Origin of the sequence: Streptomyces sp. NBC_01498, from assembly GCF_036327775.1 — a bacterium.
Lineage (GTDB): Bacteria > Actinomycetota > Actinomycetes > Streptomycetales > Streptomycetaceae > Streptomyces.
In genome coordinates this window covers 499,860-521,878 of sequence record NZ_CP109598.1, presented here as the reverse complement: position 1 = coordinate 521,878, position 22,019 = coordinate 499,860, and the positions used below count along the sequence as shown (strand labels likewise).

16 protein-coding genes and 1 riboswitch are annotated in these 22,019 nt (G+C 73.0%); of the genes, 12 read left to right on the top strand and 4 right to left on the bottom strand.

Annotated features, from left to right (window positions below; all coding sequences use genetic code 11):
• Positions 1-31 precede the first annotated feature (31 nt).
• The 3 genes from OG875_RS01845 (at position 32) to OG875_RS01835 (ending at position 3,318) form a co-directional block, all read left to right on the top strand.
• On the top strand, positions 32-1,168 hold the full coding sequence (locus OG875_RS01845) for a glycosyltransferase family 4 protein (protein WP_330172442.1): 1,137 nt from the start codon (positions 32-34) through the stop codon (positions 1,166-1,168).
• A complete protein-coding gene (locus OG875_RS01840; protein ID WP_330172441.1) occupies positions 1,165-2,142 on the top strand; it encodes a UbiA prenyltransferase family protein in 978 nt (325 codons plus the stop codon). Before OG875_RS01845 ends, OG875_RS01840 begins: the two co-directional genes overlap by 4 nt.
• Positions 2,143-2,322: 180 nt before the next feature.
• Positions 2,323-3,318: a hypothetical protein gene (locus OG875_RS01835; RefSeq protein ID WP_330172440.1), complete on the top strand. Its 996-nt coding sequence runs from the start codon at positions 2,323-2,325 to the stop codon at positions 3,316-3,318.
• Positions 3,319-3,365: 47 nt separating this feature from the next.
• On the opposite strand, the gene OG875_RS01830 is transcribed toward OG875_RS01835, so the two are convergent.
• The gene (locus OG875_RS01830; protein WP_330172439.1) at positions 3,366-4,277 is read right to left on the bottom strand and encodes a ParB/RepB/Spo0J family partition protein; all 912 of its coding nucleotides are present in this window, start codon (positions 4,275-4,277) and stop codon (positions 3,366-3,368) included.
• Between the two features lie 819 nt (positions 4,278-5,096).
• The gene (locus OG875_RS01825; RefSeq protein WP_330172438.1) at positions 5,097-5,771 is read right to left on the bottom strand and encodes a hypothetical protein; all 675 of its coding nucleotides are present in this window, start codon (positions 5,769-5,771) and stop codon (positions 5,097-5,099) included.
• A 284-nt stretch (positions 5,772-6,055) separates the two neighbouring features.
• On the opposite strand from OG875_RS01825, the gene OG875_RS01820 reads away from it, so the two are divergent.
• Together OG875_RS01820 and OG875_RS01815 are read left to right on the top strand one after the other, a co-directional pair.
• Positions 6,056-7,477, top strand: a complete 1,422-nt coding sequence (locus OG875_RS01820; protein ID WP_330172437.1) for a DUF4331 domain-containing protein — start codon at positions 6,056-6,058, stop codon at positions 7,475-7,477.
• A complete protein-coding gene (locus OG875_RS01815) occupies positions 7,474-8,793 on the top strand; it encodes a tetratricopeptide repeat protein (protein WP_330172436.1) in 1,320 nt (439 codons plus the stop codon). Before OG875_RS01820 ends, OG875_RS01815 begins: the two co-directional genes overlap by 4 nt.
• A gap of 116 nt (positions 8,794-8,909) precedes the next feature.
• Here the strand turns inward: OG875_RS01815 and OG875_RS01810 are convergent, their stop codons facing one another.
• On the bottom strand, positions 8,910-9,161 hold the full coding sequence (locus tag OG875_RS01810) for a hypothetical protein (protein WP_330172435.1): 252 nt from the start codon (positions 9,159-9,161) through the stop codon (positions 8,910-8,912).
• A 170-nt stretch (positions 9,162-9,331) separates the two neighbouring features.
• On the opposite strand from OG875_RS01810, the gene OG875_RS01805 reads away from it, so the two are divergent.
• Positions 9,332-11,446, top strand: coding sequence for a transporter substrate-binding domain-containing protein (locus tag OG875_RS01805; protein WP_330172434.1), 2,115 nt, complete (start codon positions 9,332-9,334; stop codon positions 11,444-11,446).
• 220 nt (positions 11,447-11,666) lie between these two features.
• Here OG875_RS01805 and OG875_RS01800 read toward each other — a convergent pair whose 3' ends face one another.
• A complete protein-coding gene (locus OG875_RS01800; protein WP_330172433.1) occupies positions 11,667-13,082 on the bottom strand; it encodes a hypothetical protein in 1,416 nt (471 codons plus the stop codon).
• A 551-nt stretch (positions 13,083-13,633) separates the two neighbouring features.
• Here OG875_RS01800 and OG875_RS01795 point away from each other — a divergent pair.
• The 6 genes from OG875_RS01795 (at position 13,634) to OG875_RS01770 (ending at position 21,914) form a co-directional block, all read left to right on the top strand.
• Entirely contained in the window at positions 13,634-16,381 is a 2,748-nt protein-coding gene (locus tag OG875_RS01795) for a prenyltransferase/squalene oxidase repeat-containing protein (RefSeq protein ID WP_443079044.1), read from the top strand.
• Positions 16,381-17,298 (top strand): hypothetical protein, encoded by a 918-nt coding sequence (locus OG875_RS01790; protein WP_330172432.1) that lies wholly within the window; start codon positions 16,381-16,383, stop codon positions 17,296-17,298. Before OG875_RS01795 ends, OG875_RS01790 begins: the two co-directional genes overlap by 1 nt.
• Positions 17,295-18,461, top strand: coding sequence for an energy-coupling factor transporter transmembrane component T (locus OG875_RS01785; RefSeq protein ID WP_330172431.1), 1,167 nt, complete (start codon positions 17,295-17,297; stop codon positions 18,459-18,461). The genes OG875_RS01790 and OG875_RS01785 overlap by 4 nt, the downstream gene beginning before the upstream one ends.
• A complete protein-coding gene (locus OG875_RS01780; protein WP_330172430.1) occupies positions 18,458-20,107 on the top strand; it encodes an ABC transporter ATP-binding protein in 1,650 nt (549 codons plus the stop codon). Before OG875_RS01785 ends, OG875_RS01780 begins: the two co-directional genes overlap by 4 nt.
• Positions 20,104-21,057 carry an ECF transporter S component gene (locus OG875_RS01775; RefSeq protein WP_330172429.1) on the top strand — a complete coding sequence of 318 codons (954 nt, stop codon included), beginning with the start codon at positions 20,104-20,106 and terminating at the stop codon, positions 21,055-21,057. The genes OG875_RS01780 and OG875_RS01775 overlap by 4 nt, the downstream gene beginning before the upstream one ends.
• Before the next feature lie 135 nt (positions 21,058-21,192).
• A riboswitch (cobalamin riboswitch) is annotated at positions 21,193-21,265 on the top strand.
• A 157-nt stretch (positions 21,266-21,422) separates the two neighbouring features.
• Positions 21,423-21,914: a DUF4430 domain-containing protein gene (locus OG875_RS01770; RefSeq protein WP_330172428.1), complete on the top strand. Its 492-nt coding sequence runs from the start codon at positions 21,423-21,425 to the stop codon at positions 21,912-21,914.
• The last annotated feature ends 105 nt before the right edge of the window (positions 21,915-22,019 follow it).

Sequence of the window (22,019 nt, the reverse complement as noted above, 5' to 3'; positions counted from 1 at the left end):
CCCCCTTGAGACCCTGAGGAGTGACTCCGCCATGCGTGAGACCGACGCATTCGATGTGACGGTGATGCTCGACTACTACGCCCCGTACGTCAGCGGGCTCACCGAGGCGGCGCGGCTGACCGCGGAGGGCCTGGCGGCCCGTGGCTGGAAGGTGGCCGTCGCCTGCGCCCAGCACGATCCGGCGCTGCCCCGCCACGAGGTCATCAACGGCGTCCAGGTATTCCGGGCGCCGGTGCTCGCCCGCGTCAGCCGGGGCTTCCTCGCGCCCGCCCTCCCGCTGCTCGTCCGGCGCCTCGCGGCACGCTCGAAAATCGTCCACATGCACCTGCCCAACCCGGAGGCCGCCTTCGTCGCCGCCCTCAAGGGCAGCGCGCGGCTCGTGGTGACGTACCACATCGACGTGTTCCTGCCCGACAGCCCCGTGAACCGCTTCGGGATGCGCGCCGTCGACGAGGTCTGCAAATCCGCCGTCCGGAAGGCGGACCTGGTCATCACCAACAGCGAGGACCAGGCGCGCGGTTCACGGATCTGGCCCACGATCCGCAACCGCCGGCTCGTCCCCATCCCCTCCCCGTGCGTGGACCGCGCCGGCGGCACCCCCCGGCTGCGCGACGGGGGCGGGCTGCACATCGGCTTCATGGGCCGGATCGCCGTCGACAAGGGCATCGAGTACCTGATCCGGGCCTTCCGCTCCCTCGACGATCCCGGGGCCCGCCTGCTGATCGCCGGGGACCACACCACCGTCGCGGGCGGCAGCAACATCGCCCAGCTGCGCCAGGAGGCGGGCGACGACCCGCGGATCCGGTTCACGGGCCTGCTGCGCGGTGAGGCGGTACGGGACTTCTACGCCTCGATCGACGTCTTCGCGCTGCCCTCGGTCTCGGAGTCCTTCGGCATCGTGCAGGTCGAGGCGATGATGGCGGGCATCCCGCCCGTGTCCACCAACCTGTCCGGCTCCCGCTACCCGGTGGAGGCCACCGGGTTCGGCCGGCTCGTGCCGCCCCGGGACCCCGCCGCGCTGCGCCGGGCGATCCTCGAACTGGCCGAATTGCCCGCCCAGGAGCGGGAGACGGGCCGGGAGACGGCGACGAAGCTTTTCGGCGGTGAGGCGTTCCTCGACGCGCACGAAGAGGCGTTCCGCACGCTGCTGCCGGGGGTACGGCCGTGAAGCCGCCGGGCGCGACGGACACCCGCGACGGGCGGGGCGCCCCGTCCACGACCGCGACGGCCGCCCAGGACCCGGACAACTCCGTTGGCGGACACCGGCGTTCGCGGCTTCCGGCGGCGCTGGTGCTGCTGCGGCCCCGTCAGTGGGTGAAGAACGTCTTCGTCCTGATCGCCCCGCTGGCCGTGGACCCGGCGGCCCTGTTGCGCCATCCCGGACGCCTGCTGGCCACGCTGGTGGCGTTCACGGCGGCCTCCGCCGCGGTGTACGTCCTCAACGACTGGCTGGACCGGGAACGGGACCGGCTCCATCCGGTCAAGCGCCACCGGCCGCTGGCCTCCCGGCGCGTGGGCCCCCTCGGCGCCCTGCTGCTGGGCGCCGCCTGCACGGGGGTGCTGGCCGGGGCCGGGGCGCTGCTGCCCCCGGCGGGGCAGGCGGCCATCGCCGGGTACGTGGTGATCAACCTCGCCTACTGCCTGGCCCTGAAGCACTATCCGCTGGTCGACGTCAGCCTGGTCGCGACGGGTTTCGTCCTGCGCGCGGTCGCGGGCTGCGTGGCGGTGGCGGCCCCCTTCAACCCCGCGCTGATCATCAGCGTCTACTGCACCTGCCTGCTGCTGTCCCTGGGCAAGCGGCGCCACGAACTCGCCACCGCCCAACTGCGGGGACAGGCCGCCGCCCAACGGCCCGCCCTCGCCGGGTACTCGGTGCCGCTGCTCGACCAGCTCATGGCGGTCCTCCTGGCCGCCACCCTGATCAGTTACGAGCTGTTCGCCCTCTCCGCGCCGCATCCGCACGCGGCCGTCCTGGCCGTCGTCACCCTGCCGTTCGCCGTCTTCGCCGCCTGCCGCTATCTGCAACTGGTGGCGGTACGGCGCGGCGGCGGCGAGCCGGGACAGGACGTGTTCAGGGACCTGCCGCTCGTGATCAACGCCGTCCTGTGGCTGACCTGCCTGGCCCTCGGCCGACTCCTGTGAGGTGCCCCATGACCCCCCTGATGCCGACGATCCTCCCGGCCCCGCGCCCTCACCGGCGCCGAACGCCGGGTACCACCGGCGGGCCCGTGACCGGGACCGGCCATGCCTGACCCTTCGTCCGGCGCCGCGCGCCGCCGCCGGTGGTGGGCCGCGGTCCGAGGGTTCGCGGGGCGGCCGTGGGTGCGGCGAACCCTCACGGTGCTGGTGCTCGCGCTGTGCGCCCTCTTCCTCGTGCGCTCGTTCGCGGGGGCGGGAACCCGGGCGGCCACGGGCGCCGCCCTGACGCGGCTGAGCCCCGCGCTCCCCGTGGCCCTGATCCCCGCGGTGGCCGCGCTGTGGCTGACCGCGCTCTCCTGGCGGGAGCCCCTCCAGGCCCTGTCGGTGCCGCTGTCGCGCGCGGCGGCCGTACGGATCTTCGCAGCGGGCCAACTGGGCCGCTACGTACCCGGGGTGATGTGGTCGATCGTGCTCCAGTCCCGTCTCGCGGCGGCGTCCGGCATCACGGTCCTCCACCTCACCGTGGCCTTCGGGGCCGGCGCCGGGGTGGCCCTGTCCACCGGTGCCGTACTGGGGCTGCCCGCCCTGGCGGGGTACGCGTACGGCACCGGGGCCGCGGTCCTCGCCGCCGCCCTGACACCGGGGGCGCTGTGGTTCCTGCCCCGGGTGCTGACGGCCGCGGTACGGCTGCTCACGGCGCTGCCGGCGCTGGCCCGCAGGCTGGCCCCCGTCCCGCGCGACGTGCTCCGGCGGTCCGTGTGGCTGTACGCGGCGGCCTGGGTGGTGACCGGCACCCATCTGTGGCTGCTCGCCGTGGCGTTGGGCGCGGACCCGCTCGCGGCGGTGGTGCCGTGCGTCGCCGGATTCACCCTGGCGACCGCGCTGGCCAGCGTGGTGGTCGTCGTACCGGACGGGCTCGGGGTGCGGGAGGCGCTGCTCGCGGTGTTCCTGGCCTCGGTGCTCCCCGCGCCGGAAGCGGTCGTCGCGGCGGCGGCGAGCCGCCTGGTGCTCGCCGCGGCGGACGTCCTCGCCTTCGCGTACGGCTCCCTCGCGGTTCGGCGGACCGGTACGAAGGCCGAGGACACGGGACCCTCGGCCGGACCCGGCCTTCGGTCGGCTCCCGGTTCTCCGGGTGCTCCCGCTCCGCCGCCCAAGGCCGATGTCAGCTCGTCCGGCTGAACCCCGGGCGCCTTCCCGCCATGAGCCGGGACGGGCCCCACGCGCGCTCAGTTGGGCGAGTCGTCCAGGGCCTTGGCCATCTCGCACCACACCTCCGCGTAACCGAGCAGCAGTTGGGCGATCGGACCCCGGCAGTGCGGTGGCACGTTGTCCATGATGGTGAGGCGGGCGCGGGCCGCGTGGGTGCTGGAGTCGAACAGGCGCAGCACGAGACGCCCGGTGTCGGTGAAGCGCAGCGACGGATCCCGCCGCAGGGAGTCGAGCAGCGGAAGCAGTTCCGCCAGCGGACGGCCGCCGGGTGTCGGCGGGTCCTCCACCGGTTTCCGCCGACCGGTCGTTCCGCCGCCGGGGCGCAGCTTCGACGGCACGGGATCGTCGCCCCGGCTCAGCCTCTTGCGCACGTCCGCCACCGTCGCCGGGGAAACGTCCGCGACCCGGGCCACCTGCCGCAGTGAGGCCGAGGGGTTGGCCCGGAGGAGCTGACTCGCCAGTTCCCGGCCGCGCGTGGAGTTCAGCGGCCGTACCCGGCCGTCGAGTCCGACGCGTACCGCCGACATCGGACTTCCGTCGATCATGCTCCGGCGCACCGCCGACACCCGGGCCGCCGACAGCCCGGCCACCGAGGCCACCGCCCGGTCGGACAGTTCCGGACGCGTGGACAGGATGCGCCGCACCGCCGCCAGCCGGTCGGCCCGGGAGAGCGGCAGTCCATGGGTGACGTTGACGGCGACGGACAGAAGGTACGCGTCTCTCCTGTCGCCCTCGAAGAAGCGCACGGCGATGCGGTCCTGTCCGCCCAGCAGGGCCGCCCGTAACCGGTGCACTCCGTCGATGACCCACATCGACTGCCGGTGCACGGTGATCGGCGGCAGTTCCGACTCCGATTCCGCGAGTGCCCGGACGTGTTCCTCGTCCACCCCCAGAAGGCGGGGAGAATCGACGGCGACGAGGCGGTCCACCGGGATCCATTCCGTGTGTGATTTCTGTATCTCTCTGCCCAACCCGGTCACGTATTCCTGGGCGCCGGACCCGCGCGGGTCCCGTTGCCGGGGCACCGTATTTCCGGCGGTGGGGGACATCGTCAGGTTGTTGGAATTCACAGTGGTACCGCTCCCCGTGCAATGGATCTGTCATGGACGGAAGTGTGGTGCGAGAGAGGACCCGGCCAATTCCCTTGTGCGACGGGTAAGGTGCGGAGGTCGGGGAGGTGGCCTGGTCGGGCGCGTTGTCGGCGAATTCCAGTGTTCTTTCGGCGTCGCCGACTCGACAGTGACATTTGTCATCACTCCCCACCTGTCGGACTTGCCCGGCCTCGTCCACGGAGTGGGGCGGCGCGAGTGGAACTGTGCTCCTCGCCAAAGGAATTCAGCGGCGTCCGAGTCGCCTGAGCGGGCGCCGGTTCCCGTGGTTCTCCCGGCGGGCGTGTCGATGTTCCGGCTTCCACTGCCCCGCCTTCCGGCCCGGGATCTTTCCGGTCCCGTATCCAATTCCCGAACGGGTGGGGAAGTCCCGGCGTGGTCGGCCGTGCCGCGCCCAGCCGGGCCGCGTACGCCCGGGGTGACGCGTACACCGCGTGGACGCGCCGATGCCCGGCTCCCTCGCGGGAGCCGGGCATCGGACGGTGCGGCGGGCGGGGCGCGTCGCCGCGTTCCTTCCGCCCCGGTCCTCCCCCGTGACCGCTCGGCGGCGTCAGGTGCCGGGGGAGCGACGGTGCGGTCCGGCGGACGGTGTCCGGTGGCGGCCGGCGCCACCCGTGCCGGCCGCACGGCCGCCGGGGGTCATCCCTTGGTGGGGACGTAGTCGAAGTTGGGGGTCAGGGTCCCGAACAGGGCGCCGACCCGCGGGGCTTCGCCCCCGGTCACCGAGGCGAAGACGCGTGAGGTCTCGGCGGTCATGTAGAACGGCGCCTTCTTGATGCGCCACCCGGTGAGGGTCGGCCGGGCTCCCGCGACGACCTCCGTGTAGGTGGATTCGGCGATCGTGACCTCGTCGGAGAGCTTCCCGCCGTCGACCGAGACACCCGCGCTGTACGCGGGCGTCGGCATGACGCGGATGTAGGTCGGCATGAGGGTGATGGTCTTGCCGGAGCGCGCGTGGTGGAACCTGAGGCCGCCCGGGTAGAAGATGCGGCCCTTCGAGTCGAGGCCGTCACCGGCCGTCGAACCGATCGGCATGCTGAATCCCCGGCCGTCGGCGTCCATCGCGAACGGGCTGATGGCCTCCAGGGTGATGCCCTCGCGGGCCATCCACGCCAGCGCCTCGTCGCCGAGCGCGACCTGCGCGTCGCCCCACGGGGAGAGGTAGAGACCCGGGAACGGGTCGGCGGCCGGCGCCGCCTGGGGGGCGGGGACGGGCAGCGGGGCGGTCGCCCCGGCCGAGCCCAGACCCAGCGGGAGGGACAGCGCGGCCGCTGCGGCGAGGACGGTGAGACGACGGAGTCCGTGCGTGAACATGTGGCGTGTCCTGTCTGTGACGGGGGAGAGGTCCGGCGGATCGGGCGCGGCAAGCCGCGTGGGGCGCCGATCCCTTGGTGTACACGCGTATCAATGCATAGATGTGCACAGAAATAAATCATCACCGGACTAGTCGGGTGAAAAAGCCGCACAACGGTCCAATTCGGATCGTCGGCGCTCCAGACTGGGGCGACTGCCCCCCACTCCTGGAGAGCCGCATGCCCGGAACCACCGCAGGACCAGCGTCCGTTGGACTGTCCCGCCGAAGAATCGCCGCCCTGACGGTGGCCACCGCCGCCCTCACCGCCGCCGCCCTGGGCGGGCAACTGACAGGTGTCGGCGAGGCGGGCGGGCACATCGACGCCCCCTCGGCGGTACTCGACCCACCCACGGACCTGACCGACGTCTACGCCTTCACCAGCCCCGACGACCCCGGCATGGTCACGCTCATCGCGAACGTCCGGCCGTTCCAGCTGCCCGGCACCGCCGCGAACGCACTCGTCGACCACCCGTTCGCCACCGGTGCCCGGTACGAGATCCACACGGACGCCGACGGTGACGGGGCACCCGACACCACTTACCGCTGGACCTTCCGCGACGAGGACCGCAGACCCTTCGGGATCGGGCCGAAAGTCGGGCCGCTGCCGGTGACTTCACTCGACGACCGGTCCCTCGGCGTACGCCAGAAGTACACCCTGGAGAAGATCGGCGAGGGCCGCCCCGCCGAGACACTGCTCCGGGACGCGATCGCCTCGCCCACCCACACCGGCCGCGCGCTGATGCCCGACTACGGCAGGCTCCGGACCCAGGCCGTCCGCGAACTCCCCGGTGGCGGACGGACGGTGGCCACCCAGGCGGCGGAGGCGTTCAAGGCCGACACCCAGGTCTTCGGCCTCTACACCCTCGGCACCCGGGGCCCGGTACCGGGATGGCTGCCGGACGCCCAGCCGCTGTCCGTGCTGAATGTGAACAGCCTCGTCCTCCAGGTGCCCAAGCGTGACGTGGCCCTGAACGGCGATGTGAAGCGCAACCCGGTCGTCGGCGTGTGGGCGTCGGTCTCCCGGCAGGGCGCGGATCTGAGCCGGAGCCTGGCCGCGCAGGCCCCCACCTACCGGCAGGTCTCCCGGCAGGGCACCCCGCACCTCGCCTTCGCCCTCTTCGGTTCCACCGTCGGGCTGGCCAGGCCCGGCGGGCCGGAGGACCGGCTCCAGGCCCGCACCCCCGAGGACGACCACCGTCAGGCCGACTTCCTGGCCGCGACACTCGATCCCGTACCACCGCACCGCATCGAGCGGGCCCAGGGATGCAAGGCTCCCGCGACTCCCCGCCACGACATCCAGGCCCTGTTCATGAAGGGCATCGGCAAGGACAACGGAGCCGCGTTCGGCTTCGACCTCAACACCCACACGATGAACGCCGACGCCGACCCCGGGCGCATCGTGCTCGCCGAGGAACTGCGGCTGAACCTCGGCACCCCGCTCACCGCCCGCCCCGAGGCGTACGGGGTCCTCGACGGGGACCTCCAGGGATTCCCCAACGGGCGGCGCCTCAACGACAACATCGACGGGCCGCTGATCCGGATGCTGGAGGGCGAGCCCGCCGGGCCGTCCGCCGCCGACCTGCTGCCGAAGCCGATCGTCGGCCTGGAGCCCGCCGACGCGCAGAGCGTCTTCCCCTACCTCAACCTCCCCCACGCGGGCCCGTGAAGTCTCTGATCAACGCCGCCGGCGCGGCGCTGGCCGTGGCCGCGTGTGTGGCGGGGCTGCTGTACCTCGGCCCCGACGCCGCCCGGCCCACGGCCGCTCCACCCGCCGGAGCCGACACCGGCGCACCGGGTGCGGGCCGGGCGGACACCGGCGCGGTCGGCGCCGCGCGGAGCCGCACCCGCGACCACCCGGGCGACCCGGCCGCCTGGGCCGGACTGGCACGCGCGGAGATCGAACAGGCCCGCACCACTCTCGACGCGGCCCGCCTCGACGCCGCCGAGAAAGCACTGCGGCGCTCGCTGGCCCTCGACGGCACGGACAACTACGCCGCCGTGACGGGACAGGGGCTGCTCGCCAACTCCCGGCACGCGTTCACCCGTGGGCGCGCGTACGGACTCGACAGCACCCGGATGGCCCCCGACCGGCCCGACGGCTACGCCGTCCTCGCGGACGCCGAGATCCAGCTCGGAAACTACCCGGCCGCGCGGACCGCCGTACAGCGGCTGCTCGACATCGCCCCGACCACGGCCGCGTACAGCAGGGCCGCCTACGACCTGGAGACCCACGGCAGGACCCAGGACGCCGCCATCGCGCTCCGGCGGGCCCTGGACCACGCGGGCACCGTGGACGAACGGGCCTTCGCCGAGGCCCGGCTGGGCGACCTGGCCTGGTCGGCGGGCGCGGTCGACCGCGCGGAACGGCACTACCGGCGGGCCCTGGACGCCGTACCGAAGCACCCGTACGCACGGGCGGGCATCGCCCGGGTCACCGCGGCACGAGGGCGTACGGGCACGGCACTTGAGCTCTACGGCCGGTTGACCGAGGAAACCCCGCTGCCCCAGTTCCTGCTCGAAGCGGTGGAACTGCGCCGGGCGGCAGGGGACATGGGCCAGGGCAGGGAAGGAGCGGCACTGGCGGCGCAGGTGCGCCTGGTGCGCGCGGACGGCGGTCCCGTCGACCCGTACCTCGCCCTCTACGCCGCCGACCACGGCGATCCGGCACTCGCCGTGGAACTCATGCGGAGGGAATGGCGACACACCCGGAGCGTGATCGTCGCCGACGCGCTGGGGTGGGCACTGCACCGTGCGGGACGACACACGGAAGCCCTCGGCTACGCCCGGGAAGCGGCCCGGACGGGATGGAAGAACGCCCAGTTCCACCACCACCGGGGCACGATCGAGCAGGCACTCGGCATGCCCGGGGCAGCCCGCAGTCTCCGCGAGGCCGCCGCGCTGCGCCCGCGTCCCACCCGGGAGACGACGAAGCCCCCGGCGCCGCTCGGGGCACGAGCGGACGCCGGGGGCTTCGCCCGGTAACTCCGGATCACCGTTCGGCGAGGAGCCGTGGGGACTTGGGGTCGGCCGGCCGGCACGGTACGGCTCCCGCCGACCGTGCCGGCCGGCCGTGGTCGCACGGCCGGTGGGAACCGCCGCTACCTGGTGTCTCCGTCGGTGCGACGCCTGGCCAGGAGGTTCCTCCTGCGGAGCGTGCGCGGAGCGGGAGCGGGCCGGTGGTGGCGGGTCGGCCGGGCCGACACGGCCGCGAGGGTGAGGGCGGCCAGGTCGATCCAGTCGGCGGGAAGCCCCAGAGCGAGGAGCGTCCCTCCGAGGGCCATCAGGCCGACGGCCGTGACAGGCACGCGGCGGAGGAGGAGCGCGGCACGGCCCTTCGATCGCATTCGCATGACGGTTGCCTTCCTGGTTCGTGGAACGGGTAGATGACCAGGGTGTGTTGATGGTCTGATGTCCCTTTACGTCCGTTCACGTCCGGTGACGTCCGCGCAGGTCACAGCGCCGAAACGGGACAAGAACCCGGGACGCGCGGACGGATCCGACTCCCGTGGAGGCGGTACCAGTGCATGACGACGAGCGGCCCACCCATCGGCTGACCGCCCGGTACCGCCCGGTGGCGGGGGACACGGCCGAGGCGAACGAACTCGCGGAGTGGTTACGCGCGCGGGTGGCCGGACATACGGTGCGGCAGCTGGCGGACGGATTCCCGTGCAGCCGCACGCAGTGGAGCGAGTTCCTCAGGGGCCGCAAGCTCATTCCCCTGTCGGTGCTGGACAGCGTCGTCACCAAGCTCGTCCCCCGCCAGGACCAGCAACTGCACCGGGGGCTCGGGCACGAGCTGCTGCGCGCCGCCACCGACGCGGACGCGATCCGCCGGGCGGAGTCGGCCCCCGCTGCGTCCCCCGGTGGCAGCCCGCACGAGTACGAGATGCGCCTGGACAACGCCCGGCAGGGCCAGATCGAGGCGCAGGAGACGGTACAGAGCCTCACGCTCCTCATCTACGCCTTCATCCGCGCGATGGCCGACCTGAACCAGCGCTGCCGCACGCTGGAGGCCGAACGGGACCAGGTGCGCCTCCAGTTGCACCAGCAGGAGTCGGCCACGACCGCCAATCAGCACCGCGCCGCACAGATCAGACGACGCTCCGCCGAGCGCCAACGGCGGCTGGCCGAAGCCGAACGGCGGCTGACCGAGACCGAGCGGCGGCACGCGGAGTTCGAGGAGAGACTGGCCCGCGCCCGCCGGGAACAGCAGCAGGCCGAGGAACTGCGCATCGAGGCGTTCCAGCAGGCCGAGGAGAACCGCCGCGCGTTCAAACAGCTCACCGGGCGGGACTCTCCCGCCGGTTCCTCCGGCGAGGCCCCCGGCCAGGTGCCGGCTCCCGAGCCGTCGGAGTACGACCGCTTCCTCGAAATCGCCGACGCCGAACTCGACTCCCACAACGCCCGCATGGACACCATCCGCGAGCAGATCGGCCTCCCCGCCCTGACCGCCCCGACGGGGCCGCGGACCATCGTCGGCCAGGTCGTCCGCACCTCGTCCACGGACGGCGCGGACAGCGCGGACAACACGCTCATTGGCCAGAACCCTGTCCCGGGCCCGTCCGCGGACGACGCGGACAACGCTTCCGGCGCCCCCGCGGAGGCCCCCGCCCCTGTTGCCGGGAAGACCGACCGGCACGGTTTCGGCGCCGAACCGCCGGAGGGCGGGCCCCGACGACGGCGTCGCGGGAGCGGCAGGGGACCGGTCTCCGCACTGGCCGGAACCGCGTGCCTCGCGCTTCTCGCCGTCGGCGGCTGGTTCCTCTGGATCCACGAGCCGGCGTCGTTCCCCGAGACCGAGGCCCTGGTCGCGCTGAGGAACGCCCAGAACGGCAAGGGGACTTTCAGGATCGGCGTCAAGGACAACCAGCCCGGACTGAGCACCAATGAGGGCACGAAAGAGAAACCCCGGTGGATCGGAGCGGAGATCGAATACGCCAGACACATCGCCGAGTTCATGCGGATCCCCCCGGAGAACATCCATTTCGAACCTCTGGGGAGCAACACCCGTGAGACTCTCCTGAGAAACGGGGATGTCCACATGGTGGTGGGGACCTATGGCATCAGCGACAAGAGGAAGAAGGAAGTCGACTTCGCCGGCCCCTATTACCAGACCAAACAGAAGGTCATGCTGCGAAAAGGCCAAGGGGACGACGAGGCCGAGTTCAGGGACGAGAGTGGGGCGATGGGTTCGGAGATAGTCAGATCCGTCGCCAACTTGAAGGACAATCCCCGTATCCCCCTCTGCACGGTCGAGAAGTCGACCTCGCTGGATCGTCTCAAGAAGGAGGGGTTCACGCAGGTGGCCGCCCTCACCGACTACGAGGACTGCATGGAAGGACTACAGGAGAAGGACGGGTCCGACGGCTACCGGTACGACGGGGTGGTGACGGACGAAATCATCCTGTCGGGCCTGAAGAACAACAGCCCGGACGGCGACAAGCTCATGATCATCCGGGATGGTCTGGGCGAGGCGGAGCAGTACGGGATCGGACTGAAGAAGGACAACGGCGCCCTGAAGGAGAAAATTTGCGAGGCGATAAGGAGCATCGAGGCGGACCAAGTGGAGAAGATCTACGAAGAAATATCGGAGGAAACGTCGACACAGGTCATCCCCGACCCGACCGAGTGCTGAGGCCGAGCGCTGACTTCGAGTGCTGAGACCGGGTGCTGACGACGGCGCGCGGGCGACGGCCCGCCGGGGCCCCGGACCGGGACGGTGCCGGATCGCCCCCCGGCCACCGTCATCGCCGCCGCCGCCCCGCCGGTCCCACGCGCACCGACGGGGCCCGGCCGCCGCGCCTCCCCCTCCCGCAGAAGACAGCGCCGGCCGGCGGACGCTCACCGCACGGGTGTCAGGCGCCCCGGCGCACGGCGATCGTGTCACCCACGCCCACGGCCGTTCCGCGCGTGGCGGTCGTGAACGCGGATCCGTCGACGCTGACCTTCCAGGTGAGGGAGCCGCTGTTGGCGGTGCCGTTGACGGAGGTGACCGCGCCGGTCCCGGAGGCCGGTGCCACGGAGGTGACACAGCCCGCGGGCGTGGCGGCGCCGGTCGCCGCGTCGAGGACGGCCCCCAGGGTGGTGGTGGCACCGGTCGGAGTGAGGGCGACCGAGCACACCTTGAGGGCCCCGCCGGTCCCGTCGTCCACGGTCAGGGCCAGCGTGGTCGCCGTACCGGAGGTCAGGGAGGTCTGACCGACCCACTGCGGGGCACCGGCGGTGACGGGGACGGGCGGCGTGGCGGTGAAGCCACCGCCCGCGACGGCGCGCAGGCCGTCGATGGACGCGTACGCGGACGGACCCGTGTCGCTCGGCAGGTACTTGAAGCCGCCGCCCGGGTTGAACTGCTGGGCGATCAGGAAGTCGACCGGGGTCTTGCCCATGGTGGTGAGGAAGTCGCCGGTCTGCGGGTTGACACCGCACGCGTTCAGACCGGAGACCGCCCAGCCGTTGGAGTCGGTGTTCACACCGAACATGGCGTTGAACGCCCCGCTGCTCGCGATCAGTTTGCCCTTGAGGAACGCCTTGGCCTGCACGATGTCCGTATCGGTGTTCGGCACGCCGGAGGTGCACAGGGCGGCCATCGCCGCGCCGGTCATGTCGATGTCGCTCGGTGCGGCCAGCTGGGTCGGACTGCCTTCCGCCTTGCCGAAGTTCCAGCCGCCGTCGTTGTGCTGGTTGGCGCGGAGACGGGTGACGATCGCGTCGCGCAGCGCCCCGGGGACCCGTACCTGACCGGCCGTCGTCCTCGCCCCGTTCAGCGCCAGGGCCGCGAAGACCGTGCCGTTGAAGTTGGCGGACGGGCCGAAGTAGCCGGGCTCGGCGGTCTGCCAGTAGCGGTAGATGTCGGCGATCAGGTTGCGGGACGCGGAGACACGGGCCGGGTCGACGCCGGCGGCGTAGGCGTTGAGGGCGGCGCGCTCGTAGTCCGTGACGACGGGGGAGGAGGACGGCCAGCCGCCGGACGCCAGGAGGTTGCGGTAGACGGTTCTGGCGTTCTTGCTGGTGTCGCCGCCCGGTGTGACGTCCACGGCGGCGGTGCCGGCGGCGGCCAGCGCGCTGAACGCCCACTCGTTGGACAGCCCCGAACCGGCGTACGAACCGTCCGCCGCCTGAAGGGACTTGAGGTAACCGACGCCGTTGGTCTTCGACGTGGCGATCTGGGCGGGGGTCGCGGTGGCCGCCGCGGGCAGGGTGGTCAGCGCGAACGCGCTGAGGGCCGCGGACGCGGTGAGCGCGGCACGGCGGAGAGCGGTGGTACGGGACATGGCCTGCTCCTGGGATGAGGGACGCCGACCGTGCCCGTGCCGGAGCCGCCCTCGCGGTGCGGCGGAGCAGCGGGCGGGCCGCGTCCGGAACGCGTGGACGGGCTGTCGAAGGTGGTGAACCGTGTGGGCACTCGGGCTCGGGCCGGCCTTCCGCCGTCCCACACCGCTGCGCGTCAGCCCCGGATTCCCACCGGGTTCCCCCACTCGGCAGTGCGGGACGGTACCCGACCGGCATCCCGGTCGCCAGAGGGGCGCCTGACGGACCGTCGGAGGTCCGGAGACCTGCCTTGACGCTGTCCGGGAACCGTGCTCCAATCCGCCTGATACGTAAGAGTTCCAGGGGAAGCCGGTCGAAGTCCGGCGCTGACCCGCAACCGTAGGCCCGGCGTCACGCCCGGCGAGCCGGAATGCCTGGAGCGTGATCGAGCGACAGACGCCGTCGCGGACTACGGCGTGGTGCGACCAGCTCTCGTGCGGGGGACCTTTCCCGACGGGGGCCCTCAGCCACGTTCCCGTCCCGCGCCGGACCGGGGACGAACGAGGGGGCCGCTGTGGGGACCGGAGAGCGAAGAGAAGGGCGGGCGGGCGCGAGTCCCGCGCCCTGGGCGGTGCTCGGGGCCGCGCTGCTGGTTCTGGCGGCGGCCTGCGTGACGTTCCTCACCGGCACCTCCCCGGCGGCGGCCGACCCCGTCGGTGACTGCACCGCCACCGAGGGCGCGGTTGTCGCGGTGGACTTCGGACCGTTCGGCGGCACGCTGCGACGCGGCTGCGACACCACACCGACCACCGGCTACGAGCTGCTGCACGACGCCGGTTTCACGACGGCCGGCACCGAGCACGACGGGCCCGCGTTCATCTGCCGGATCGGCCACGGCTCAGTCAACTCCGGTACGCAGTACCCGACTCCGGCCACGGAGTCCTGCGTCCTGACCCCGCCCGCCTCCGCCTACTGGTCGTACTGGGTCGCCTCGCCCGGCCAGGACACGTGGAGCTACAGCCCGTACGGCGCCATGGACCGCAAGCTCGGGGACGGCGACGTCGACGCCTGGGTGTACGGCGGTACGGACGTCGGCGGCACCACCGGGCGGCCCACGTTCACCCCCGACGACGTCCGCGCCGGAGGAACCGGCACCCCCGGTCCGGGCGGCACGCCGACCGGCGCCCCCGGCGAGATCGACCTGGCCGCCGCCACGGGCTGGCTCAAGGGCCGTCTCACCGACGGCGAACGCGTCGACGACGACGCCACCACCCCCAACTACCCGCTGACCACCGAGGCCGCGTACGCCCTCGCCGCCACCGACGGCACGAGCGCCGGCCTCGACAAGGTGACCGCCTATCTCGCGGCGCACACCGGCGGCTACGCGTACCCGAACGGCGCCGGCGAGGCACCGGACGCCACCGCCGCCGCCCGCCTCGCCCTTCTCGCCGCGAGCACCGAGCGCGATCCGCGCGCCTTCGGCGGTCACGACCTCGTCGGCGACCTCATGGCGAACGTGTGCCCGGCGGGCCCCGAGTCCGGCGAGCCCACGCCCGGATGCACGGCCAGGGGCGACTTCCGCAACGCCGGCTACACCGACGGCCAGGCCCTGTCCGTGCTGGCCCTGGCACGGGCCGGGAAGACACCGCCGGCGGCGGCCGTCGACCGGCTGACCGGTCTCCAGTGCGCCGGCGGCGGCGTCACCGGCATCCTCATCCGCCCCGGCGAGTACTGCGACGGCGACCCCGCCACCACCGGCCTGGTCGCCCTCGCCCTGCACACGGCGGGCGGCGCCGACACCGCCGTGACCAGGGCCCGCGGCTATCTGACGGCGTCCCAGCGGGCGGACGGCGCCTTCCCCGGCTCCACCGGTGCCACCACCGGCAGCGTGTACGCCACGGCGTACGCCGCCCAGGCGCTGCGCGCCCTCGGCGACACCGCGCGGGCCGACGCCGCCGTGGGCTGGCTCTCCCGCCAGCAGCTCGACGGCGGCGGCTTCGGCTTCGAGGAGGGCGCCACCGATCCGGCCTTCTACCCGACACCGGCCGCCGTCCTCGCGGGCGCCGGAACCAGCCTGGCCACCCTGACCACGAAGAGGACCGACCCGTCCGACCCGCCCACCTCCGGCCCGCCGACGACACCCGGCACCCCCTCACCGGGCCCCGGCCCCGACCTGAGGAAGGGCGTCGCCTACCTCACCGGCCCGGCCAACCTCCTCCAGGGCCGGTACTACACCGCGGGGCCGGGCACCGCCCGCGCCGACTTCGGGCTCACCATCGACGGCGCCTACGCACTCGCCGCCACCGGCCTGAACAACGCCAGGCTGCGCGGTCTCGTCGACTTCCTCGACCAGGGCGGCAAGGACGCCGAAGGCCGTACCGTCAACGACTGGACCGGCATCGGCACCCCGTACGCCGCCGGCGGCTCGCTCGGCAAGACCGCGCTGCTCGCCGAGGCCGTCGGCCGCGACCCGCGCGACTTCGCCGGACACGACCTCGTCGCCGCGCTCGACAAGGCCGTCTGCGCGAAACCGAGCACCGCGCCCGACCGCTCCTGCGCCGCCAAGGGCGCCTACACGTACGCCCCTTCGGTCTTCGCCCAGTCCCTGGCCGTCATCGCGCAGCTGCGCGCCGGGGAGAAGGCCGAGGAACCCCTCGCCTACCTGGCGGGCCTGCAACACGACAACGGCGCCTGGCCGAGCCTGATCCCGGCCACGAAGGACTCCGACGTCGACTCCACCGCCATCGCCGCCATGGCTCTCGACCTGGCCGGCGGCGAGAAGGCGGACCGGGCCGTGGACAAGGCCCTCGGCTGGCTCGCCGGAAAGCAACTGCCCGACGGCGGCTACCCGGGCGCGGCGGGCAACTCCGTCAACTCGGCCGCCCTCGCCGTCCAGGGCCTGTCCCTGGACACCGCCACGTACGCCGACGAGATCCGCCGGGCACGGACGTTCCTCGCCGGACAGCAGAACGCCGACGGCGGATTCAACGTCGCCAAGGAGGGACAGCGCGGCTCCGACCTGCGGGCCTCCACCCAGGCGGTCGGCGGCTCCACCGGCATCTCCTTCGCCGCGCTGGACCGGAGCCTGGACGGTACGTCCCCGCAGCCGACACCCAGCCCCAGCGGTACCGGCCCGGAGATCGTCACCCCCGGCGATTCGGGCGGACCGGACGGCGGGCACACGGCCGACGGCGGCGGTGGCCCCCTCGCGTCGACCGGCACCCAGGCCGGTGTCCTCGCCGGCTGCGCCGCGCTGCTGGTGGCCGCGGGCTGGCGCACGGTCGTCGTCGCGCGCCGGCGGGCCGGGGCGGGGAGCCGGTGATGACCTTCCCCCGCCTGTCGCGAACGGTGGCCCGTACGGCGGGCGCGCTCGGCCTGACGGTCGTCGCGCTCGCCGCCACCACCGCCCCGGCCGCGGCCGCCCCGCAGCCGATCGGCCGCTGCACGACCTCCTCCGGCGCGGTGCTCGCCGTCGACTTCAGCCACTGGGGCGGCCCCGTCTACCGCTCCTGCGGCACCACCCCCACCACCGGCTACGAACTGCTCAACCAGGGCGGCTGGCGCACCACCGGCACCGGGCACGACGGTCCCGCGTTCATCTGCCGCATCGGCTACAGCGGTCACCAGAAGGGCAGGCAGTACCCGACCGCGGCCGACGACGACTGCGTCCTCACCCCGCCCGCGTCCGCCTACTGGTCGTACTGGCACGCCGACCCGGGCGCGAAGGACTGGAGCTACAGCCAACTCGGCGCGATGCTCCACAAGCCCAGGCCCGGCAGCGTCGACCTGTGGATCTTCGGCGGCACCGACATCAAGGGCACCGAGGGCCGGCCCACCGTCACCCCGGACCAGCTCCGTGCCCACAACACCCGCCCGCAGGGCGGCGCGGGCACACCCCCTCCCACCGGCCAGGCCCCCGCGCTGCCGCCGGACGTCGACACCGGACCGGCACCCGAGCAGCCCAGGGCCACGCCCCCGAAGCCGCCGTCGAAGAAGCCCGAGGCACGTGCGTCGGCCTCACCTTCACCTTCGCCGACACCGAGCCCCACCCTCGGCACCGCGACACCCTCGGCCGTCGCGGCTCCCCGCTCCACCACCGACGTGGTCGACGCGGCCCCCACCGCCGACGCCCGGCACGACCCCGGCTCGATCACTCCCGTGATCACCGGCGCCGCACTCGTCGTCCTGATCGGCGGCGCGGCGGTGTTCGCGGCGCGCCGACGCCGCCGTACCGGGTGACCGCCCCGGCCGGTACCACCACCCCGGCGCCCGCCCCCGGATCCCGCGCCGAGCCGGACCCCGGCGGGCGCCGGCTGCCGCGCCTCCTGCACCCGGTGGCGTGGTGGGTCTGGGCCCTGGCGCTGGCCACCGCCGTCAGCCGCACCAACAACCCGCTGCTGCTGTTCCTCGTCCTCGCCGTCCTCGGCTACGTCATCAGCGCCCGGCGGACGGAGGCGCCCTGGGCACGCGGATTCAAGTACTACCTGTACCTGGCCCTGACGGTCGTGGCGATCCGGGTCGTCTTCCGCGCCGTCTTCGCCACCGGCATCACCCCCCGCGACCACTTCCTGTTCTCCCTCCCGCACATCCCCACCCCCGACTGGTACGCGGGAATCCAGATCGGCGGACCGGTCTCCCTGGAGGCCCTGCTGTCGGCGGCGACCGACGGGCTGCGCCTGGCGTGCATGCTCTGCTGCGTCGGCGCCGCCAACACCCTCGCCAACCCCAAACGCGCGCTGCGCGTGCTCCCCGGGGCCCTGTACGAACTCGGCGTCGCCGTCACCGTCGCCATCAGCGTCGCACCGCAACTCGTGCAGAGCGTCCAACGCGTCGCGCGCGCCAAGAAGTTGCGCGCCGGACGGGCGAAGGGCATGAAGGCGCTGCGCGGCATCGTGGTCCCCGTCCTGGAGGACGCCCTGGAACGGTCGCTGCGCCTGGCCGCAGCCATGGACTCGCGCGGTTACGGCCGGGCCGGCACCGCCACCCGCCGCTCCCGCAGAATCACCGGCGCGCTGATGCTGCTGGGTATGGGCGGCCTGTGCGCCGGGGCGTACGGACTGCTGGACGCGACCGCCCCCGCCTTCCTGGGACTGCCCGCCATGGGGCTGGGCGCGGCGCTGTGCGTCGCGGGCCTGCGGCTGGGCGGCCGACGCATCACCCGCACCACCTACCGGCCCTCCCCGTGGCGGCTGCCCGAGTGGGCCGTGGCCGGCAGCGGCATCCTGTCCGCCGTCCTGCTCATGAGCAACCTCGGGTACGACCCCGCGCAGCTCAACCCCACCTTCTACCCGCTGACCTGGCCCGACCTGCCCCTGGTGCCGACCGCCGCGATCCTGCTCGCCGGCACGGCCGGATTCGTCGCCCCGCCGCCCGGCCCCGTCCCGAGAGGCGACGCCCCGTGATCACCTTCGACCAGGTCACCGTCCAGTACGACGACGCCCCGGAACCGGCCCTGCGCGACATCGACCTCACCGTGGAGGAGGGGGAACTCTGCCTCGTCGTCGGGCACACCGGCGTCGGCAAGTCCACCCTCCTGGGCGCGGTCAACGGGCTGGTGCCGCACTTCACCGGCGGCACCCTGTACGGCAGGGTCACCGTCGACGGGCGCGACACCGCCCGGCATCCGCCCCGCGAACTCGCCGATGTGGTGGGCGTGGTGGGACAGGATCCGATCGACGGCTTCGTCACCGACACGGTCGAGGAAGAACTCGCCTACTGCATGGAGCAGTTGGCGATCCCACCGGCCACCATGCGCAAACGCGTGGAGGAGACCCTCGACCTGCTCGGCCTCGCCGACCTGCGCCACCGCGCGCTGTACGAACTCTCCGGCGGACAGCAGCAGCGCGTCGCGATCGGCTCCGTCCTCACCGCCCACCCCCGGGTCCTGGTCCTCGACGAACCCACCTCCGCGCTCGACCCGACAGCCGCCGAGGAGGTCCTGGCCGCCGTCATCCGGCTCGTCCACGACCTCGGCGTCACCGTCCTCATGGCCGAGCACCGGCTCGAACGCGTCGTGCAGTACGCCGACCGCGTCCTCCATCTCCCCGGCGACGGCCACGCCCGTATCGGCACACCCTCCGAGATCCTGGCCACCTCCACGATCGCCCCGCCGATCGTGGAGCTGGGCCGCGCCGCCGGATGGTCCCCCCTGCCCCTCTCCATCCGCGACGCCCGCCGCGCCGCCGGACCCCTCCGGGCCCGGCTGGCCGACCGGGCGCCGCGTCCCGTCCGCCCGGCTCCGCCGGGCAAACGCCCGCGCCTGCTGACCGCGAGCGGCGTCACCGTCACCTACCAGGGTGTTCCGGCCGTCCGTGAGGTCGACCTCGACCTGCACGGCGGCGAGGTGACCGCGCTCATGGGCCGCAACGGCTCCGGCAAGTCCTCCCTGCTGTGGGCACTTCAGGGCTCCGGCCCGCGCCGCGCCGGAACGGTGAAGGTCACCGGGCAGCACGGCGGGCCGGACACCGACCCGCACACCGTGTCCGCCGCGCGCGCCCGCGCGGTCGTCGGCCTGGTCCCCCAGACCCCCGCCGACCTGCTCTACCTGGAGAGCGTCGGACAGGAACTCGACCAGGCCGACACGGAATCCGGGGGAACCGAGAGCGCCCGGTCGATCCTCGACCGCCTCGCCCCCGGCATCGACGGCGCCACCCACCCCCGCGACCTGTCGGAGGGCCAGAAACTCGCCCTCGTCCTCGCCATCCAACTCTCCGCCGCACCCGGGGTACTGCTCCTGGACGAACCGACCCGCGGCCTGGACTACCGGGCCAAGTCGGAGCTCATCCGCATCGTCGACGCCCTCGCGACGGAGGGAAGATCGGTCGTCATCTCCACCCACGACGTGGAGTTCGCCGCCCGCGCCGCCGACCGTGTGGTCGTGATGGCGGAAGGAGACGTCGTCGCCGACGGGCCGACCACCGAAGTCATCGTCGCCTCACCGGTCTTCGCCCCGCAGACGGCCAAGATCCTCGCCCCGCTGCCGTACATGACGGTCCATCAGGTCACCGGGGCGCTGGCGACCGCGGACGACGAGGGAGCGGTGCGATGATCTCGCGTACGGCCCCGGCCATCCGGCTCACCCCACGCGTCGGCGTCGTCATCACGCTGGCCGCCCTCCTCGGAGTCGTCGCGTTCTTCTGGCCGTTCGTCGTCGCACCGGGGACGTTCGGCTCGAACTACGCGCCTCCGCTGATCTTCGGCGTCCTGCTCGTCCTCGTGCTCTGCGTGGTGCTGTCGGAGATCGCCGAGGGCGGCATCGACTCCAAGGCCCTCGCCATGCTGGGCGTCCTGTCCGCCGTCAACGCGGCCCTGCGCCCCCTGGGCGCCGGCACCGCCGGTATCGAGACCGTCTTCTTCGTCCTGGTCCTGGCCGGACGCGTCTACGGGCCCGGTTTCGGCTTCACCCTCGGCTGCACCTCGCTCTTCGCCTCCGCGCTCATCACCGGCGGGGTGGGGCCGTGGATGCCGTACCAGATGTTCGGCTGCGCGTTCGTCGGCATGCTCGCCGGATTCCTGCCGAAGGCGACCGGGCGGCGCGAGGTGCTGCTCCTGGCCGTCTACGGGTCCCTCTCCGGCTACCTGTTCGGATTCCTCCTCAATCTCTCCTTCTGGCCGTTCTCCGTCGACCCGAACAGCTCCCTCGCCTATCTGCCGGGACTGCCGTTCACCGAGCAGTGGCAGCGCTACCTCGCCTTCGACCTCGCCACCTCGCTCGGCTGGGACACCGGGCGCGCCGTCACCAACTTCGTGTGCGTCCTGCTGGCCGGCCCCGCCGTGCTGACCACGTTCCGGCGCGCGGCCCGGCGCGCCCGCTTCCGCGCCCCCGTGCGCTTCGTCGAGCCCCGGCAGGCCGCGTCCGACGGCACGGGCGGCACCGGCAGCACGGACGGCATCGACCGGGCCGGCGGGCCGGGTGCGGAGCGGGCCGACCGGTGGGACACGACCGAGACCGACCGGTCGCGTCGGGACCTCACCGACCCACGTGGGTATGAGAATTGACACTTCATCAGACATGTCGATACGTCAGCTGATGACACGTCATGTCAGACTCTGGCGCGGCGCCCTGGACCGGCCTTACCATGCGAGTGCTTCGGAGCGAGCGTCCGAAGCGACAACCGAATGCGTGCGTGCTCGGGGGAAGCCGGTGGGAATCCGGCGCTGACCTGCAACCGTGTGCGGCCCGACCGGGCCGCGAGTCGGGGAACCCGGTGCGTGACGTGAACCGCTTCCCACTGTCATGGTCTGCAGCGCGAAGCCCGCGGGTGTGTTCCGCCCTGCCCCGCCGCGCGACACGCCGCCGGGGGCGACGGTGGACGTCCGGTGCGGCGAGGGCGGCAGACGACCCGTAGCAGGAAGGCACCTCCGTGCACCTGAACGCCCGCCGCACCCTCGTCTCCATGGCCGTCCTCGGCCTCGCCCTCACCTCCGCCCCCGCCGTCGCGCAGCCGCACAGCCCGGCGGAGACGAACACCGCCGTCAAGGTGACCCTGGTCGTGAAGGGCCCGGACGGACGCCTGTTCAAGGGGAAGATCAAGACGAAGGGTCATGACGTGACCACCGCCACCGGCGGTACCCACAGATGCGACGGCACCAACGGCGGCGCGTACCCCACCGCAGTCCCCACCCCGACAGCCGCGCTGGACGACGCCGCCCGCAAGAGGGGCTTCACCTGGGACGGCGCCTGGTACGCGTCGTTCGACGACTTCTCGGTCGACACCGTCAAGGACGTCGACGGCGGCGGTGCCGCCTACTGGAACATCTCCGTCAACGGCACCCCGACGCCCGTCGGAGGCTGCCAGTTCAAACTGAACGCCGGGGACAAGGTCGCTTTCACCTGGACCGCGTTCCAGAGCTGACAGCACCCGGCACCGCCGCGCTGGTCCCGCCCGTCGCGGACACCCCGACGGGCGGATCAGCCGCGCGCGCGAGACGTTCCGGGTACCCGCCAGAGGTGTCCGCCG

Excerpts from the sequence above, each read along its gene's own strand:
- OG875_RS01845 (WP_330172442.1), top strand. The coding sequence starts at position 32 with ATGCGTGAGACCGACGCATTCGATGTGACGGTGATGCTCGACTACTAC.
- OG875_RS01825 (WP_330172438.1), bottom strand. The coding sequence starts at position 5,771 with ATGTTCACGCACGGACTCCGTCGTCTCACCGTCCTCGCCGCAGCGGCC.
- OG875_RS01810 (WP_330172435.1), bottom strand. The coding sequence starts at position 9,161 with ATGCGAATGCGATCGAAGGGCCGTGCCGCGCTCCTCCTCCGCCGCGTG.
- OG875_RS01800 (WP_330172433.1), bottom strand. The coding sequence starts at position 13,082 with ATGTCCCGTACCACCGCTCTCCGCCGTGCCGCGCTCACCGCGTCCGCG.
- OG875_RS01790 (WP_330172432.1), top strand. The coding sequence starts at position 16,381 with ATGACCTTCCCCCGCCTGTCGCGAACGGTGGCCCGTACGGCGGGCGCG.
- OG875_RS01775 (WP_330172429.1), top strand. The coding sequence starts at position 20,104 with ATGATCTCGCGTACGGCCCCGGCCATCCGGCTCACCCCACGCGTCGGC.